Source organism: Streptococcus timonensis (assembly GCF_900095845.1).
GTDB lineage: Bacteria > Bacillota > Bacilli > Lactobacillales > Streptococcaceae > Streptococcus > Streptococcus timonensis.
This window is the reverse complement of sequence record NZ_FMIX01000003.1, coordinates 82,555-98,965: the sequence shown is the minus strand read 5'-3', so window position 1 is coordinate 98,965 and position 16,411 is coordinate 82,555. Positions and strand designations below refer to the sequence as shown.

Annotated in this window: 15 protein-coding genes; 2 read left to right on the top strand and 13 right to left on the bottom strand. The window is 39.5% G+C overall.

Annotated features, from left to right (window positions below):
- Window positions 1-25 precede the first annotated feature (25 nt).
- The 4 genes from BQ2679_RS01515 to mutL all read right to left on the bottom strand — a co-directional run bounded on the left by BQ2679_RS01515 (window position 26) and on the right by mutL (window position 3,938).
- Window positions 26-703, bottom strand: a complete 678-nt coding sequence (locus tag BQ2679_RS01515) for a CPBP family intramembrane glutamic endopeptidase (protein WP_075565464.1) — start codon at window positions 701-703, stop codon at window positions 26-28.
- Window positions 704-1,264 (bottom strand): DNA-3-methyladenine glycosylase I, encoded by a 561-nt coding sequence (locus tag BQ2679_RS01510; RefSeq protein WP_075565462.1) that lies wholly within the window; start codon window positions 1,262-1,264, stop codon window positions 704-706.
- A gap of 9 nt (window positions 1,265-1,273) precedes the next feature.
- Window positions 1,274-1,867, bottom strand: coding sequence for a Holliday junction branch migration protein RuvA (gene ruvA, locus BQ2679_RS01505; protein WP_075565460.1), 594 nt, complete (start codon window positions 1,865-1,867; stop codon window positions 1,274-1,276).
- A gap of 121 nt (window positions 1,868-1,988) precedes the next feature.
- Window positions 1,989-3,938, bottom strand: coding sequence for a DNA mismatch repair endonuclease MutL (mutL, locus tag BQ2679_RS01500; protein ID WP_075565459.1), 1,950 nt, complete (start codon window positions 3,936-3,938; stop codon window positions 1,989-1,991).
- Between the two features lie 288 nt (window positions 3,939-4,226).
- Between mutL and tyrS the strand changes: the two genes are divergently transcribed.
- Window positions 4,227-5,483, top strand: coding sequence for a tyrosine--tRNA ligase (tyrS, locus tag BQ2679_RS01490; protein WP_075565457.1), 1,257 nt, complete (start codon window positions 4,227-4,229; stop codon window positions 5,481-5,483).
- 78 nt (window positions 5,484-5,561) lie between these two features.
- Here tyrS and BQ2679_RS01485 read toward each other — a convergent pair whose 3' ends face one another.
- Window positions 5,562-7,622: a heavy metal translocating P-type ATPase gene (locus BQ2679_RS01485; RefSeq protein WP_075565454.1), complete on the bottom strand. Its 2,061-nt coding sequence runs from the start codon at window positions 7,620-7,622 to the stop codon at window positions 5,562-5,564.
- Between the two features lies 1 nt (window position 7,623).
- Window positions 7,624-7,902, bottom strand: a complete 279-nt coding sequence (locus BQ2679_RS01480) for a DUF6110 family protein (RefSeq protein ID WP_000910903.1) — start codon at window positions 7,900-7,902, stop codon at window positions 7,624-7,626.
- Window positions 7,903-8,053: 151 nt separating this feature from the next.
- Here BQ2679_RS01480 and BQ2679_RS01475 point away from each other — a divergent pair, with 151 nt between their 5' ends.
- Window positions 8,054-8,902, top strand: a complete 849-nt coding sequence (locus tag BQ2679_RS01475; RefSeq protein WP_075565452.1) for a putative RNA methyltransferase — start codon at window positions 8,054-8,056, stop codon at window positions 8,900-8,902.
- A gap of 108 nt (window positions 8,903-9,010) precedes the next feature.
- Here the strand turns inward: BQ2679_RS01475 and BQ2679_RS11180 are convergent, their stop codons facing one another.
- The 7 genes from BQ2679_RS11180 to malQ form a co-directional block, all read right to left on the bottom strand.
- Window positions 9,011-9,217: a hypothetical protein gene (locus BQ2679_RS11180; RefSeq protein ID WP_075566074.1), complete on the bottom strand. Its 207-nt coding sequence runs from the start codon at window positions 9,215-9,217 to the stop codon at window positions 9,011-9,013.
- 184 nt (window positions 9,218-9,401) lie between these two features.
- Entirely contained in the window at window positions 9,402-10,151 is a 750-nt protein-coding gene (locus BQ2679_RS01465) for an ABC transporter permease (protein ID WP_075565450.1), read from the bottom strand.
- Entirely contained in the window at window positions 10,144-10,968 is an 825-nt protein-coding gene (locus BQ2679_RS01460) for an ABC transporter ATP-binding protein (protein ID WP_075565448.1), read from the bottom strand. The genes BQ2679_RS01465 and BQ2679_RS01460 overlap by 8 nt, the downstream gene beginning before the upstream one ends.
- 41 nt (window positions 10,969-11,009) lie before the next feature.
- Window positions 11,010-11,231, bottom strand: a complete 222-nt coding sequence (locus tag BQ2679_RS01455) for a hypothetical protein (protein ID WP_075565446.1) — start codon at window positions 11,229-11,231, stop codon at window positions 11,010-11,012.
- Between the two features lie 158 nt (window positions 11,232-11,389).
- Window positions 11,390-12,286, bottom strand: a complete 897-nt coding sequence (locus tag BQ2679_RS01450; RefSeq protein WP_075565444.1) for a helix-turn-helix domain-containing protein — start codon at window positions 12,284-12,286, stop codon at window positions 11,390-11,392.
- Window positions 12,287-12,478: 192 nt separating this feature from the next.
- Window positions 12,479-14,737 (bottom strand): glycogen/starch/alpha-glucan family phosphorylase, encoded by a 2,259-nt coding sequence (glgP, locus tag BQ2679_RS01445; RefSeq protein WP_075565442.1) that lies wholly within the window; start codon window positions 14,735-14,737, stop codon window positions 12,479-12,481.
- Between the two features lie 23 nt (window positions 14,738-14,760).
- Window positions 14,761-16,314, bottom strand: a complete 1,554-nt coding sequence (gene malQ, locus BQ2679_RS01440; protein ID WP_316244949.1) for a 4-alpha-glucanotransferase — start codon at window positions 16,312-16,314, stop codon at window positions 14,761-14,763.
- Between the last annotated feature and the right edge of the window lie 97 nt (window positions 16,315-16,411).

Sequence of the window (16,411 nt, the reverse complement as noted above, 5' to 3'; positions counted from 1 at the left end):
ATTTCTCAGCTTTTTCTCATTATCATTACTGGATACTACTGATAGCTAAAATGATAAAGGAGAGGCTGTTCACTATCATATGGACGACCAAGGGATAGTAGATATTTTCTTTTTCTTTCACATAGATGATAGAAAAGGCTAAGCCTCCACCCAAGTAATAAATTGCATTGATCCACTCGGATAAATCCAAACTGTGCATATGGGTTAGGGCAAAGGCAAGTCCGACTATAAAGATACTCAACCAGCTTGATAGGTACTTTCTCAGATACTTCAAAAAAATCTGTCGGAAGAAGACTTCTTCTACCACAGGACCTATGACACAAGCAAAAACTGCTATCAGTAGGGGGTGTTCTTTAAAAGCACTTTGTATACTAGCCTCATTTTGCCCTTGACCACTCAATCCCAAAACTTGTTTCAATATTTCCGAAAGGAGAGCAAAAAGGATGGTTATTAAAAAGAGAAGAAGCCAGCCTTTTAAAACTTCAAAGAAAAATTTTCTTTTAGTCTTTCTAATTTCATTCCATTGTTGGATTAATCTGTCCTTGAACAAGAAAAAGCCGTACAAAGCTAATACTACATAAACTAGATAACTTGCAATGGCAGATGGTATCAAGAAAGACAACCATCTAACGCCATCAAACACAAAGAGAACTGTATAGAGAATCGAAAAACCAAGGACTCCCTTATGATGTCTTGACATAATTTATATCCCTTTCCATTCACAATCATTCTCATGGTCATCAACTAGCCCTGCTGCTTGTAAAAAAGACAAGACAGCGACTGGACCTGTGAACTTGAAACCTCGTTTTTTGAGATCTTTGGATATTTTCTCAGATAATGGCGTTTTAGCTGGTGCTTGAGCATAGTCAGGGACATCATTGACCATGGTTTCCCCATCTACAAAATTCCAAAGATAAGCATCAAAAGTTCCGAATTCTGCCTGTACTTGTAGAAATACTTGAGCGTTTGTGCGCGTCGCAAATATCTTAGCACGATTGCGGATGATGGCTGGATTATCCATCAAAGCTTCCAATTCTTCATCCGACATCTCTGCGACTGCTTGAATTTGGTAACCATGAAAAACCTCTCGGAAGGATTGGCGTTTGTTAAGCACTGTTTCCCAAGAAAGACCAGCCTGATATGTCTCCATACAGAGCAACTCAAAAAGGGCCTGGTCATCGTGGAGAGGTTGTCCCCACTCCTCATCATGGTAAGCTATATACAGAGGGTTGTTCATTTTAACCCAGCCACAACGTTTTGGCATAGAAATCTCCTATTTGACCAACATCTTAAGGGCCGACTTGATATAGTTCTCTGCTGTATCAGTCGTTCCTTCAAAGAATTTCTTGATTTTCTTGAGTTCCGTTGCCTTGTAGCCCAGTGCCAACATGGCTTCCATAGCCTCTTCCAATTCTTGGTTGTCACTGCTAGATGGAACTGCAGCCTTAGCAGGGAGGTCGTCCCCTGCCACAACCACCTTACCTTCTAGATCCAATACCATCTGTTGGGCTGTTTTCTTACCGATTTTAGGGAACTTGGTCAAATAGGTGATGTTCTTAGTCTCAATAGCTTGAACGAGGCCTGCATTGTCATCAGCTGCGATGATGGCAAGAGCGGAAACAGGACCAATGCCTGATACAGAAATCAAGCTGAGAAAGAGCTTTTTCTCGTCTTCTGAACGAAAACCGTAAAGTAGATGAGCATCTTCACGTACAACTTGATGCACATAGATTTGTGCTTCTTGGTTAACTTGCCCTGAGTATGCATAAGGGTTAGCTACATGCAAAATGTAGCCAATACCGTTAGCTTCTAGGACGATATATTTAGCAGTAATTTTGGTAATAATACCCTTTAGATATTCGTACATAATTTTCCCTTCAATTTATACTCAATGAAAATCAAAGAGTAAACTAGGAAGCTAACCGTAGGCATAACTTGAGTTAGGCAAGGTAAGGCTGATGCAGTTTAAATTTGATTTTTGAAGAGTATTAGTATTTGCCTAGTTCTCGTAGGCTAGTGTGATTTTCCTGAATGCGACGGAACATCTTTTCCATGTCTGACTTGGTAAAGTGTACCAAAACAGGGCGTCCATGGGGACAGTTGTATGGGTTGTCGCATTTAGAGAGCTGATAGAGGAGTTGTCTAGCTGAGTGGTCATCGATACGATGATTGGCCTTGATAGACCGCTTGCAAGACATCATAATGGCCAGCTCTGCTCGGTATTTCTTGATTGAAACTTCCTTGGTCAAGAGGAGCATATCACACATCTCATAGATACCTGACTCGATTTCCTCCTCTGCCATCCAAATAGGATGTTCGCGCAATATAAATTGATTCTCCCCGTACTCTGCTAGAAAGACACCTACTTCCTCTAAGAGAGGCATTCTTTCCTTGAGACGAAGGGCATCATCCGCAGGAAATTCAAAGATATAAGGCACTAGGAGTTGCTGCTGGCTCTGGTCAACATTGCCAATGCTTTCGCGGTACTCTTCGTACTTGACTCGCTCCTGGGCCGCATGCTGGTCTATGATATAGAGCCCATCTCGCCCTTGGGCAAAGAGATAGGTTCCATGCATCTGACCGAAAAATTCCAATTCTGGGAAGCTTGAAGATTCTTCTCGCTCCAGCTTATCATAAGCCTTATCCAGACTAGCTAGGTCTAACTCTGGATGGTCTAGTTGGTCATAGCTAGCTGGCTTTCTCTCTGCAAAATGCAGTTTAGCTGGTTTGGTTATCTGGTCTAAAGTTTCCTTAGCAAACAGATTCAAATCCTGTCTTTCTTCCGTCAGATTCACCTGATGGTCTGCCACCTCAGCTTGAGCTAGTCTGGTCGGCTCATTTTTTTCATAATAGAGCGTATTTTCTCTCAGTGGCAAAGTCGTTTGCTCTACCTTTTCACGATTGCGAACAGTAGATTTTGCCAGATTTTCCAAGGCATATGGAATCAAGGTCTGTTCCTTGAGACTCTTTGCAATAGCTTCTGAAACCAGCGCCATCAGTTCTCTTTCCTTGGAAATCCGCACCTCTTGCTTGGTTGGGTGCACATTGACATCTGCTAAATAAGGGTCGATATGGATGTGAATCACAGCCAGTGGAAAACGCCCCACCATGAGCTTGCTGCCGTAACCGTCAAGAATAGCACGATTAAGCAGGAAGTTTTTGATATAACGGCCATTGATGAAGAGGCTGATGTAGTTACGATTAGCCCGTGTCAATTCAGGCAATGAGACAAAACCAGAAATTTCAAAATCTAGGTCAGCATTCTCAATTTCAACCATTTTTTTGGCACTAGCTAAACCATAAATCCCAGCAATAGCTTGACGCAGTTGACCCGTGCCAGCTGTTCGTGTCATTTCCTTGCCATCACTAATCAAACTAAAGGAAATCTCAGGATGGGCTAGCCCTAGACGATTGACAATGTCAATGATATGAGACAACTCTGCCTGCTGGCTCTTCATATACTTGAGACGAGCCGGTGTATTGAAAAAGAGGTCTTCCACACAAACCTTAGTCCCCACAGGACTGGTCGCTGGAATGATTTCCTCAACTTCTCCCCCACGAGCCACTAGCTTGGTCCCGTGACTGGCACCGTCCACCGCTGTCAACAAAGTCAAAACACTGACAGATGCGATAGAGGGCAGGGCTTCACCACGAAAACCGAGGGTCCGAATCCGAAAAAGATCCGCTTGATTCTTAATCTTACTGGTCGCATGACGACGGAGAGCCAACTCGACTTCATCGTGGGGGATTCCATGTCCATTATCTGTGATTTGGATCTTCTTAAGTCCAGCTTCTTCAATCTCTACGATAATCTGGCTAGAGCCAGCATCAATGGCATTTTCAACTAGCTCCTTAACCACACTAGCAGGACGTTCTATTACTTCTCCTGCCGCGATTTGATTGGCCAAGACTTCTGGCAATTCAATAATATGAGACATCTTTCAGCCCCTTTCTTAACTATTTTTATCTATTTCTCTGAAAACAATACTCTTCAAAAATCTCTTCAAACCACGTCAGTCTCGCCTTGCCGTACTCAAGTACAGCCTTCGGCTAGCTTCCTCGCTTGCTCTTTGATTTTCATTGATTATAAGCTAGTGCTATTATACCATATTTCACTCGTTTCCAAAAAAGTCCAAGCAGCAACTTTCTCCCCTAAGATACTAGGCTATTTCCTGACTTTGTGGTACAATAGGTAGAAACAATATTTTAAAAAGGAGAAAAGACACATGCACATTTTTGATGAGCTAAAAGAGCGTGGTTTGATTTTTCAAACGACTGATGAAGAAGCTTTGCGTAAAGCCCTAGAAGAAGGTCAAGTTTCTTATTATACTGGCTACGATCCAACTGCTGACAGCCTTCACCTAGGTCACCTTGTCGCAATCTTGACAAGTCGTCGCTTGCAGTTAGCAGGTCACAAACCATATGCGCTCGTTGGCGGTGCTACAGGTCTCATCGGAGATCCGTCCTTCAAAGATGCTGAGCGTAGTCTCCAAACAAAAGACACAGTAGATGGCTGGGTCAAGTCTATCCAAGGACAACTTTCTCGCTTTCTTGACTTTGAAAATGGTGAAAATAAAGCTGTCATGGTCAACAACTACGACTGGTTTGGCAGCATCAGCTTCATTGACTTCCTCCGTGATATCGGAAAATACTTCACTGTCAACTACATGATGAGCAAGGAGTCTGTGAAGAAACGTATTGAAACAGGGATTTCTTACACTGAGTTTGCCTACCAAATCATGCAAGGATACGACTTCTTTGTCCTTAACCAAGATCACAATGTTACCCTGCAAATCGGTGGATCTGACCAATGGGGAAACATGACAGCTGGTACTGAGTTGATGCGCCGTAAGGCTGATAAGACTGGTCACGTAATCACTGTTCCACTGATTACAGACGCAACTGGTAAGAAATTTGGTAAATCTGAAGGGAATGCTGTTTGGCTCAACCCTGAAAAGACTTCTCCATACGAAATGTACCAATTCTGGATGAACGTCATGGACGCTGACGCTGTTCGCTTCTTGAAGATTTTTACTTTCTTGTCACTGGATGAGATTGAAGACATCCGTAAACAATTCGAAGCAGCACCACACGAACGCTTGGCTCAAAAAGTCCTCGCTCGTGAAGTTGTGACTCTTGTACACGGAGAAGAAGCCTACAAAGAAGCCCTTAACATCACTGAGCAACTCTTTGCTGGAAATATCAAAAACCTTTCTGTCAAAGAACTCAAACAAGGACTTCGTGGCGTGCCAAACTACCAAGTACAAGCAGACGAAAATCACAACATCGTTGAACTTCTTGTATCTTCTGGCGTGGTTAACTCAAAACGCCAAGCCCGTGAAGACGTACAAAACGGAGCTATCTACGTCAACGGTGACCGTATCCAAGACCTGGACTATGTCTTAGGAGATGCAGATAAGTTAGAGAACGAACTCACTGTTATCCGACGTGGTAAGAAAAAATATTTTGTATTGACTTACTAAACTGTTCAACATTTACCTATGAAAAAAGGAGTTAACCTCGAGAAAGGTAACTCCTTTTTGCTGTTAATAGTCCCCCACCTATCCCTTAATAGACAGGCTACGCAGTACAATACGTAAGGTTGTTAGATTATGTAAGATAGAGAGATTTGAAGGACTGAGCCAATTAAACAAGCCAAAGCCAATCAAACTACTATTTACGACAACGGTATCTTGAATATTCTTCTTGATGAGTGTTTGCAAAGATGATGATAGCGAATCCAACTCTTGGAAGAAATCCAAACGATTATCTAACAATAAGATATCGCTCATCTGCTTAGAAATATCTGCACTCTCATTCATCACCACACCGATATCTGATAGGGTTAGAGCCGCTGAGTCATTCAAGCCATCTCCAACCATCAAAATAGTGTGACCTGCTTTCTGCAGTTCCTCTACTAACTCAAATTTTCCATCAGGTTTCAAGTTTGTATAGACCTGATCAAAGGGCAAATCTTTGACTAATTCCTCTGTTCTAACCAAGGTGTCCCCTGTTGCCAGAATCAATTTTTTCCCTTGTGCCTTAAGTTTTTCCAAGGCTGCTTTTGCTTCTTTTCTCAAAGGAGTATGAATGCAGAACATTCCAATCAATTCATTCTGATAAGCCAAGAATAAGAGATTGTAGTGACTCTTGTACTCTTCAATTAAAGCATTTTGTTCTGAACTGATATGAATTTGCTCATCCTGCATCAAAACATAATTCCCAATAAGAACTGGTTGCCCATCTATATGAGATTTGATCCCCTTACTTGTGATATATTGGAGTTTCCCATGCATTTCCTCATGTTCAATCCCCTCTATCTCAGCTTGATTGACGATGGCATTAGCGATAGGATGATAGATGTGTTCCTCAAGACAGGCACTGATTCTTAAGATTTCTTCCTCACTATAATCTCCAAAAGGTAACACCTTTTCAACTATAGGATAGCTAGTTGTGATTGTTCCAGTCTTATCAAATAAGAAGGTATCAACTTCCAGGTATTTCTCCAGAACATCTCCATCCTTAATCACCATTTCACGGTTCAACCCCTCCTTGATAGCTGTCAAATAAGCTACAGGAGTAGAGATTTTCAAAGCGCAGGAGAAATCGACCAATAGGAAAGAAATAGCCTTAGAAAAAGAACCTGTCAATAGGTAAGTCAGCCCAGCCCCCAAGAAATTATATTTGACGACCTTATCCGCCATCTTGATGAAATAGCGTTGTTTCGTTTTCTTGTTTTCTTCAGATTTCTTCATCAACTCAATCAGCTGTAAAATACGGCTGTTCATCTGATTATCGGTTACACGAATGTGCAACTCTCCAGTTTCTAATACTGTATTTGCACAAACCAAATCAGACTCTCTTTTTTCAACTGGAAAACTCTCTCCCGTCAAGGAACTTTCGTTGACCATACCTAAACCTGAAACTACTTGTCCATCAAACAGAATTTCATTTCCTTGAGATAAGATCAAGACATCTCCTATTTGAACATCGGAACTCTTGATACTAACAACCGTATCCCCCTGTACTAAGAATACGTCGCTCTCTTTTGCAAGAAGGCTTTGTTCTAAATCTGTTGCAGTTTTTTTCAAAGACCACTGATCTAAATGATTCCCCAAATCAAGCATAAACATGATATTGCTAGCTGTCTTGGATTGGCTCATAAACAAGGACAATAAAATCGCCGAACAGTCCAAGACTTCCATCGTTAGTTCCTTACGCGCTAGTGTTTGATAGGCTTCTCTGATATAACCCAAAGCCTGATAACAAGTCCATATATAGCGAATAGGATATGGCACAAAACTACGAAAAATCATACGCTTAATCGCTGCACCTGAAACAATAGAATAAGCACTCTCTTCTCTACGAATGGGAAGAGTCATCAACTCAGAAACTTTTCCTTTATCAATTCTTTTTAAAAAGGCTTCTGCATTATCTAATACAGAAAAGCCTTCTTTTATACGTAGAGTAAAGTGCTGTTGATCCATGTAAAACTGGATAGACTCAATCCCCTTTTCATCTCTCGCCAAGGAACGAAGATAGTCTTGAATATCCAAGGTGAGTGAAAAAGAAGATGATAGTCGGATATGTTGGTATCCTCTATGTAGCACTTTAAAAGACATATTATTCACCTATAAGGCTATCTAATTGCTCTTCTTTTTTCTCTTGCTCGTACAAATATTTGGCATCTTGCAAGACATCGTCTCCATGTTGCTTCACAACAGAAACAGATGCATCTAGTTCGTCTTTCAACTTGTAAGCCTTAGCCAAAGCTTTAGAATAACCTTTTTTAGCTTCCTTACTTGCCAAGATTTTCAAACCAAGGGTACCAAATGCGACACCACCCAAAAAGAGTGATGATTTTTTCGCAACTTTTGCGACGCTTAATACTTCTTTTAACATACTTATTTCCTCCTTATCATTATTATAAAGCAATTTAGATATAAAAGCAATTTCATTCTATAAATTGGAGAATTAGTTTCATTTCTACTGAATCTCCCATCTACTTATTCCTAAAGTTGCTTTCATTTGCCTCTTTTGATACACTTAAACTATGAATACAAACCTCAAACCCAAACTCCAGCGCTTTGCTTCTGCTAGTGCCTTTGCCTGCCCTATCTGCCAAGAAAATCTGACCTTGGTAGAGTCTAGTCTCAAGTGTGATCATCGCCATTCTTTTGACCTGGCAAAATTCGGCTATGTCAATCTAGCTCCGCAAATCAAGCAATCTGCCAACTACGACAAGGAAAACTTTCAGAATCGCCAGCAAATCCTAGAAGCTGGCTTTTATCAGGCTATCTTAGAAGGTATCTCAGACATACTAGCCACTAATCCATCCGCAAAAACCATCTTGGACATTGGCTGTGGCGAAGGCTTCTACTCTCGCAAACTCCAAGAAGTGCACCCTGAAAAAACCTTTTACGCCTTTGACATCTCGAAAGACTCGATCCAGATTGCTGCCAAAAGCGAACCCAACTGGGCGGTCAATTGGTTTGTCGGTGACCTGGCTCGTCTTCCTATAAAAGATGCCAGCATGGATATCCTACTTGATATCTTCTCACCTGCCAACTACGGAGAATTCCGACGAGTCTTATCAAAGGACGGCATCTTAATCAAGGTCATTCCTACTGAAAACCACCTCAAGGAAATCCGTCAGATGGTACAGGATCAGCTGACTAAGAAGGATTATTCAAACCAAGATATCAAAGAACACTTCCAAGAACACTTCAGCATCCAATCTAGTCAGATTGCTTCCTTGACCAAGTCTATCACAGCAGAGCAACGCCAAGCACTGCTCAGCATGACACCCCTCCTTTTTCACGTTGACCAAAGCAAGATTGATTGGAGCCAACTGACAGAGATCACCATCGAAGCAGAGATTCTCGTTGGGAAAGCACTGTAAATAAATTTTTGAAATAATACAAAACCCACACCTCTTCTTGAGATGCGGGTTTAAAACACGATTTTTAACTGTCTTTCCGAAAAGTATAAAAAATTTTGACCTCTCCATTTATTTTCGATTCGAAATGACAAATTTATCAATAAATAGCAAGTGATATAAGGCAAGTGCTGCCCCATAACAACATCCATGAAAGGAGATTTCTTGATGAGTGAGCGGAAACGAAGAACTATTACCCCTATAAAGGCATGACCAAATTACAAAAAGAATCCAAAACAAATTAGTCCATTTATATTTTGAAAAATATTTTTTCCACATAAAAACACCCTCTTTCTTTACCACATTACTATTATAATACTGTTTGTAAACGAGTCTAAGAAACTTGAGGTGATTTCTAAGTAAGTTCCGAGGCTTAAATGTAGTGAAAACCAGCATTGTTAAGTGCTGGTTTTTTGTCTGACGCTATACCCCATCCAAAAGACTAGGTTATGGGGACTGAACACTAAGCTTTAAAAAAAGTTAGTTTATGAAGTTTAGCGATTGTTAATTTCCCAAACTGTACTCTATTTTTATTTTTTAAACCCCAATAACTAAGGGCAAGTAATGCTACAACCCAAGCAAAAGTGATCCCTAAACTGTCAAAATCCAACTTGAAATCTGGTTTATTAAAGAAATCTACATAAACTCCTAAGAAGCTTGTATCCATAAATTTCTTAACCTCTGAGCTAACTTGAGAAAACATCGGTAAGAATGAAAGACCAAGCATTGGAATCAAACCATAAACCTGAGCCTGAGTTTGTGTTTCTGAAATAGCTCCAATCACTAGATTTAAGAGAAATGTACATAATGCTACCAGAGAAGCTACTACAAAGTATACAGGATAATCTTTTGCGAAATCCACTTCAACCATAATAGGGAAGGAAATAACTGAAGCCAAGGCAAAGATTACAGGATAAAACAAAACGGAAACAAGATATTCTCCACGGCGAACTCCGCTTAAGATAAGAGTTTTAAAAATTCTTTTTTCTTTTTCCTCTGCAATAGAGTTTGAAATCATTGATCCAGAAGAAAATGAGAATGCCATTGTTAAAGAACTGAACAATAGTGTTTTCCCTTGAGTGCCATCTGTATTCATAAAATTTTGGAAGAGTAGAACAAGAAAGAATGGGAATACTACTTGTACCAAAGTGTTTTTGTTTGTTAATAATACTTGTGTCCTCAACCAGATAAGGGCTAAAATTCTCTTAAACATCTAATTTTTCTCCTGTCAATTTAATAAAAATATCTTCTAAAGTTGGTTCACATGAGTGAATCGTCATCATTTTTTTATAATCTTCTTGCTGCAAGTCTTCGAAGCGCACTACTTTTTTAGTATAGTCACTATAGGTTACTGTAACCTTTTTTTCCATGTTGTATTTTTGGATAATTTCGCTTGGGCTTCCTTGTTCAATAAGATCGCCTTTATTCAAAAGAGCTAGGTTATCACATAATAAAGTCGCCTCATTCATATCATGAGTAGTTAAGAAAATGGTTGTTCCTCTTTCTTTTAACTCCTGTAGTAATTTGTGAATCTTCTTTGAGGTGGTGGGATCTAACCCACTTGTAGGTTCATCTAAAAATAGAACTTTAGGATAATTGATTAAAGCACGAGCTAAAAGCATTCGTTGACGCATTCCTGTAGAAAGTTTCTCAGCTGGAGTGTCTTTACTATCATACAGACCAACTTGTTTTAGAATTTCTTCAATTCGAGATTTTGAAACTCCGTATAGTCTTGCAAATAGCAACAAGTTATTGTACAAACTTAATTTTTCGTAATAACCACTTGTGTCACCTACTAAACCTAACTCTTCAAAATCTGACGGAAGTAATTTTTGAGAATCTTTCCCTAATAATTCTGTCTTTCCGCTGTTAGCCTGTAGCTGTCCTGTCAGAATATTGATCATTGTTGTCTTCCCTGAACCAGATGGACCTAGAAATCCAAAAATTTCTCCTTCGTTTATTGAAAAACTAATTTGATTTAAAGCAATATTATTTCCAAATCGCTTTATAACTCTTTCTACCTTAATCATTTTATTACCTCTTTCTAATTTTAATTTCTATTTTAGAAACTTCACTCACTCCCATCGGTTATGTCATCAACTCTAATTCTCGGATTTAAGTTGGAGTCCATTTTGATTTCTTTCACTTCATTTGGAAGCAAGAGAACTAACTTTAGTAGCTTCTCATCAAGTGTTACTTTACATAGTCGTCTGCTATCTAGACTATTTTTGATAATCAGATAATCCTTTTTGACAAACTTTTCATCCATATAATAGTCAATTGTTTTTACCATATTTTTCTCCCGCCTGCTAATCTACATCCCGTTAAATAGAAATGTTTCTAGCATTGCGCTCTTCTTAACTTATTTACAATAACAGTATATACCTTACGAGAGTAAAAAAACAGGACATTTATGTCCACTGACATTTATGTCCTGTTTTTAAATTGAAATTATGGAAAGTCCTTATTTTTTTCTTCTATCACTCGATTTTTAAAATTCATGTCATTCAAAAATTCTGCCCCATTGATAGCTTTTTCATAGTATTGCAGGGCTTTTTCTTTATCTTTTTCTCCGTATAAGTAATATTTTGCTTCAATGAAGTCTACAGTTGGTTTTAAACTAGTATCTCCGATGTCAATCATAATTTCTCTTAAAATGCTCAATATTTCAGGTATAAATTCATGATAATCGATGTCAAGCTGATAAAGTACTAAACCTATTAGCACCCTTTGAAGCAAGTGAATATAGTTTGTATCATCATAATTTGTTTGAGATACAATATTTAGACAAACTTTTTTTAAAGTTATTTCATCTCGTTCTGCATTAACCGCTAAAGATAAAAAATACAAGTACAATAGTAGTAGATCATTTGTCGAATATTCTGTTCGCAGCATTGTTTGCTCAAAATACTCCTCAATTAAACCTTCCCCAAATTCAGCGTTTTCAGAAACATATACATCATCAATGGCTTGTAGGACTTCAACTGCTACTTGCTCATCTTCAGGCAGTTGGTCATAAAAGCGTTCCTGAATTTCCTCAAAGATTTCCTCACGTTGAAGAATTTTTTCTTCATCTCCATGAATAGATTGACGAATCAATTTCGTTTTTAGTTTTAAATACTCTTTAGGAACAATTAACAAGCCCTCGTCAATTAGCTGAGATATTGAAACTCCTAATACTTTGGCTATATAGTCTAGTTTCGCTAAACTGGGCAAGTTATTTCCCGTTTCAATTCGGCCCAACTGACGAACAGTAAGTTCTTTTTCATCTCCACAAAAGGTTTCCCTACTCAATCCTTTTTCAGTCCGTAATGTACGAATTCGTTTCCCAATCTCTAAATTTTTCATAGCATCCCTCTGTAAATATTAGGTATAAACTAATTATATGTATTTATTTTAACATATTTTATTTTAAAAATGATTCTTTATATTAGTGATTATCTATACTATTTCTACTATAAATTGTTCAAATAAAAAAGCGAATTTCAATTGAAACTCGCTTTTTTGCTAGATAGTGTAATAACTATTAAATTTTATATCTTAGTTCAAGTGCCAGATATCTTCGTTATACTGAGCGATTGTACGGTCAGATGAGAAGAATCCTGCTTTAGCAATGTTGACGATCACTTTATCCAACCATGCATCACGGTTTTCGTAATCAGCAAGCATTTGCTCTTTCACTTTGATGTAGTCTTCTAAGTCAAGAAGAGTCATGAACCAGTCTTTGTTGATTAATTCATTGTAAAGACGTTCCAAGCGTTCTTTCTTACCAACTGCAAGAACAGCGTCGCTCACGATAAAGTCAACCAAAGGTTTGATCGCTTCACGAGCGTAGAATTCGCTTGATTTGTAAGCTGATTTTGCGTAAAGGTCGATAACAGTTTCTGAATCTTCACCGAAGATGTAGATGTTTTCATCGCCAACCAACTCAGCGATTTCCACGTTAGCACCGTCCATAGTACCAAGAGTCAAAGCTCCGTTCAACATGAATTTCATGTTACCAGTACCTGAAGCTTCTTTAGAAGCAAGTGAGATTTGTTCTGAGATATCACATGCTGGGATGAGGAAGCTTGCTGCAGTAACGTTGTAGTTTTCAACCATTACCACTTGCAAGTGTGGAGCTACTGCTGGGTCGTTTGCAATCACTTCTGACAAGCAAAGGATCAAGTGGATGATGTCTTGGGCGATTGTGTAGGCAGGAGCTGCTTTACCACCAAAGAATACTGTGATTGGACGAGCAGGGATATTACCAGCCTTGATGTCCAAGTATTTGTGAATCACATACAAAGCGTTCATTTGTTGACGTTTGTACTCGTGAAGACGCTTGATTTGGATATCAAAGATAGAGTTTGTATTGATTTCCACACCTTGGTGCTCTTTCAAGTGACGAGCCAATTTACGTTTGTTGTGAGCTTTGATGCTTTCCAATTTTTCTTTGACAGCAGCCTTGTCTTCGTATGAAAGAAGGTCTTCCAATTTAGAAGCTTCATGGTGCCATTCGTGTCCAAGAATCTCATCCAAGTAGTGAGACAATCTTGGGTTAGCATGCATGAGCCAACGACGGAAAGTAATACCGTTTGTTTTGTTGTTGAATTTTTCTGGGTAAATGTCGTAGAAAGCTTTCAACTCTGAGTTCTTCAAGATTTCAGTGTGAAGAGCCGCAACCCCGTTAACACTGTATCCGTAGTGGATATCCATGTGAGCCATATGAACACGTCCGCTCTCATCGATGATTTGAACAGCTGGGTCTTTGTATTCTGCTTTAACACGACGGTCCAATTCTTTGATGATTGGTACCAAGTGAGGAACCACTTCTTCAAAGAATTCAAGAGGCCATTTTTCAAGGGCTTCAGCAAGGATTGTGTGGTTTGTGTAGGCAGTCATGCTACGAACGATAGAAATTGCTTCATCAAGTTCGATACCACGTTCAGTCAAAAGACGGATCAATTCAGGAATCACCATTGATGGGTGAGTATCGTTGATTTGTACAACTGCGTAGTCAGCAAGGTCATGCAAGTTGCTTCCTTTTTCGATTGCTTCATCGATGATTAATTGAGCACCGTTTGAAACCATGAAGTATTGTTGGAAGATACGGAGCAATTCACCTTGTTTGTCGCTATCGTCTGGGTAAAGGAAAAGAGTCAAGTTGCGAGCGATATCTGTCTTGTCAAAGTTGATACCATCTTCGATGATAGAAGAGTCAACTGAATCCAAGTCAAACAAACGCAAACGGTTTTTAGTAGCTGTTTTGTAACCAGGTACATCGATATCGTAAAGAGTAGATGTCAATGTGAAGTGCGCAAATGGTACTTGGTAGCTACGGCTTGAGCGAACCAACCAGTTTTGGTCAGTCAACCAAGCGTTAGGAATTGTTTCTTGTTGGTTGTTTTTAAGCACTTGTTGGAAAAGACCAAAGTGGTAGTTCAAACCAACACCGTCACCGTTCAAACCAAGTGTAGCGATTGAGTCGATAAAGCAGGCTGCCAAACGTCCCAAACCACCGTTACCAAGTGATGGTTCCAATTCTACTTCTTCGATTTCGATCAACTCTTTACCTGCGTCAGCAAGTTCTTTCTTAACATCGTCATAAAGACCAAGGTTAATCAAGTTGTTTGATAAGAGTTTCCCGATAAGGAACTCAGCTGAGATGTAGTAAACTTTTTTCTTACCAGTGTTGACTGGTTTTTGACTGCTAGCAATTTTGCTGTAGTTAAGAAGAGCAAGGTAAAGCTCTTCGTTACTACATTCTGCGATAGATTTATTGTAACGATTTTGTACAAATTCTTGTAATGGTAACATTTTTTGTGTCTCCTGATAATGTTTTATTTCTTTAATTCTACCAAATTTTCATTGATTCGGCGATAAATTGTAGTCAAGTCAAGCAAAGTTTCTTCGACAGCAGGAGTCAATTGATCCTCTGTCATACGCCATGACCAGTTTCCACCAAGAGTAGATGGGAAGTTCATACGAGCTGAACCATCCAACTCTAGCAAATCTTGCATAGTAGCGATAGTCATAAAGCTTACTGATGAGAAGGCTGTACGAAGCATAGCATGTACTACTGTTTCATATTCCTTGCGGTTTGTATAACGTGCCATGTACTCACGAGTTGGATCGTCGATTTCATTACGATACCAACCAAGAACAGTGTTGTTATCGTGTGTTCCTGTGTACATAACTGAGTTGGCTGGTGCCAAGTGTGGGCTGTCGATACTTTCGTGCTCTGGGTTGAAGGCAAATTGAAGAACCTTCATTCCTGGGAATCCAGTGCGCTCACGTAGTTCAATAACTTCGTCAGTCATAAATCCAAGGTCTTCTGCGATGATATTCAAGTCACCGAGTTCTTCCTTAACAGCTGCAAAGAGTTTATAGTCTGGACCTTTCACCCATTTACCAGGCGCTGCAGTCTCTGAACCAGCTGGGATTTCCCAGTATGATTCAAATCCACGGAAGTGGTCGATACGAACGATGTCGTAGATTTTGAAGCTTTCACGCAAGCGTTCAATCCACCATTTGTAGCCGTCTTTGTCCATTGCTTCCCAGTCATAGATTGGGTTACCCCAAAGCTGACCAGTTGCAGAAAATTCATCTGGTGGGCATCCTGCGATGCAAGTCGCCTTACCGTTGACATCTGTCTTGAAAAGATGTGGATTTGCCCACATGTCGCTTGAATCTTCCGCTACATAGATAGGCATATCACCCACAATCTCGATGTGGTTTTCGTTAGCGTATGCTTTCAACTTCAACCATTGTTGGAAGAAAAGGTATTGGGTTACGCGGTGATAAACAAGCTTGTCAGCTAATTTCTCACGGTAGCTTTCAAGAGTTGAAGCTTTACGAGCACGAGCATCTGCATCTGGCCATTCTGTCCAAGCAAGATTATCAAAATGCTCCTTGATTGCCATATACTCTGCAAATAGTTCAAGCCATGATTGATTTTCTTGAGCAAATTTTTCGAAGTCTTTGACATCCCCGATTTCAAAGAAACGTTTAACTGCTTTTTCAAGAAGAGGACGACGCGCATAATAAATCTTCGCGTAGTCTACTTCTTCTGGGTTGCTACCAAAGTCAATCCCTTCAAGATCACTAGCATCTAGTAAACCTTGCTCAACCAAGATATCAAGATCGATAAAGTGAGTATTCCCTGCAAAAGCTGAGAATGATTGGTAAGGAGAATCACCGTAACTAGTTGTTCCTAATGGAAGGATTTGCCAGTAACGTTGTTTGGTACGAACTAAGAAATCAACAAAGTCGTACGCACTTTTACCAAACGATCCAATCCCGTATGCTCCAGGAAGAGATGAGATGTGCATTAACACACCACTTTGACGTTTTTTCATAATAGCACCTCGCGTGTTTGTAGTTAAGAGTTTCATATTTATATGCGCAAACGTTTGCGTCAACTAAAGTATAACCCATTTCTAAAATAATTGCAAGCGTTTGTAAAAAAACTTTTTCCAACTTTTTTCTGGT